The organism is Hydrocoleum sp. CS-953 (assembly GCF_002260545.1).
Lineage (GTDB): Bacteria > Cyanobacteriota > Cyanobacteriia > Cyanobacteriales > Microcoleaceae > Trichodesmium.
In genome coordinates this window covers 481-2,660 of record NZ_LGSU01000293.1, presented here as the reverse complement: position 1 = coordinate 2,660, position 2,180 = coordinate 481, and the positions used below count along the sequence as shown (strand labels likewise).

The window sequence follows — 2,180 nt, the reverse complement described above, 5'->3', positions numbered from 1 at the left end:
CAACTATACAATAACTATTCAACCATATTTGATATTAGGAGTGAGGGCGGGTCTCACGTTAAGTTAATGATGTTCAATTATTCAGATTAACCCGCCCTACTATTCCAACATTTTAGGGGTGTCACTTTACACCATTACTTCCATCAGTTGTCAAAAATTCAATTCTGACTCCTGACTCCTTTCTAATGATGATGGTGGTGATGGTGGTCGTGATGATGATGGTCGTGAGAATGTCCATGCTCACCATTGTGGCTATGGCTATGAGTTGACTTTGCTTGTGCTATTGCTAAAGAAGGATTAACAGCTAAAGCATTTTCACTCAATAATTCCTCAATATAAAGGTTAGCCCACTCGGCAGCCATCTGCAAAAATTCTGGGCGGTCATTTACACATGGCATTTGACGATAAGTTACTTCTGGATGTTTCCGACGTAAACCTTCAATAATATGCTCCACATCTAATAATGTTTCATGGTTTTCTGTGGCAAAACCAATAGGCATAAATATAATAGATGTTGCACCTAATTCTATGAGATTTTTGGCTGCAGTTGTAGCATCTGGTTGAGTCCAGTCAATGAGTGGAGTATCGTGGTTTAACCAACCTACAGAAATTAAAGGAAAACGATTAATTAAACGTTCTCTTACTAACTCATAAAGTGTTTGACTTTCATCAATTCCAGATGTAAAACCTTTGGCTTTGTGGGGGCAACCATGATTTGTTAAAACAATGCCAATTTGAGATGGTAAATGAGCAACTGCTAAGTCATTAGCAATTTCTTCTTCTACCATTTTTGCCATTAAATCAATATAGTCTGGTTCGTTATAAAAGGAAGGAATATAACGTTGACCTTTAACCCAATTTTCGGTTTTATCTGCTAATTTTACTAATGCTTTATTAACTTGTTCGACGGCTATTCCACTGGTAAAAATAGAGTCAACTACTAATAAAGGATAAATCAATAATTTGTCAAATCCTTCTGATTTAATTTGTGTTAATACTTGTTCTGGTAAGTGGGGAGCGCAAAAGTTAAAGGCTTTAAATACTTTGATACGATCGCCCCATTTTATTTGGAGATTTTTTTCTATTCCTGCTCGTTGACTTTCAAAAATAGCGTTATGAGGTGAGATGAAGTTGCCATGTTGATGACTCCATTCATGCAAGTCAAAAACAGCTAATAATTTTGCTAAAGGGGGATATATCCAGGTAGGAACTGGAGCAAATTTTGCAGTGAGTAAGTTTAATGCTTGTTCGTTATAATTGGCAAAATCTTCATAACTTTCTACTTCGCCATATCCCATTAATAATACTGCTACTCTGTCTTGACTGGGAGATGCAGAATTTGTTGGGTTTTGAATTTTTTCTGGAGTTGTAACCACGTTTTGCTCCTCTAGTTATGTTGATTAATTAACTTGATAAAAGAATATGCAACAGAAATAATTTACCAGTCTATACTTGCTTTTTGAACAAGTATAAAAATACTTTTTTTAAGGACAAATTTGATTCAAATTTGACTGGAAAACAATCAAACATTTTTGTTAAACTTGTCCGTAACGGAAGTCAGAAGTCAGAAGTTAGATTTGATAGACTAAAAACTTGGACAATACAACAGTTTCAGGCAATTATTTGAAATTTAAAGCTTGAAACTATTTGTGACATCCTTCAAGTGAATTGGTATATGATTATTAATTTCTGTGCAAGAGTAATAGCGGGTAATTCCACTCTGGTGTTAGTGTAGCATTCCCTACCGGGGGGATGGGTACTGGAATAATTGAGATTATATAAAGGTTTGAAAAGTTAAAAGTAATCTCTGAGTAGTCCAGTAGTAAGTTTGTACGCATCTAACTTGCTAGTTTTGATTGATGCGGAAACGCGGAGACACGGAGATGGGGAGAGGGTAATGGGACTTTTGTCCTGTTTTTAGGATATGCAATTTCAATGCGTCTAAGCTTAGACTGACACAGCTCAAAGTTTAGAGTAAGAGTTAATTTATTTTCTTAAGCACCCTGCCAGAGGTGATGAGTAGTGCAATTTTTCCTTCTATTGCGTCGGGAGCAATAATTAATTCATTTTCTGAAGCACCCTGCCAGAGGTGATGGGTGGTGCAATTTTTCCTTCTATTGCTCTATACGCAATAGCCAATACATTTTCTGAAGCACTCCGCCAGAGGTGATGGGTGGTGC

General features: G+C 36.4%; 1 protein-coding gene. It reads right to left on the bottom strand.

The window, feature by feature from the left end:
• Nucleotides 1–182: 182 nt before the first annotated feature.
• On the bottom strand, nucleotides 183–1,376 hold the full coding sequence (locus AFK68_RS02660) for a ferrochelatase (RefSeq protein ID WP_094671413.1): 1,194 nt from the start codon (nucleotides 1,374–1,376) through the stop codon (nucleotides 183–185).
• Between the last annotated feature and the right edge of the window lie 804 nt (nucleotides 1,377–2,180).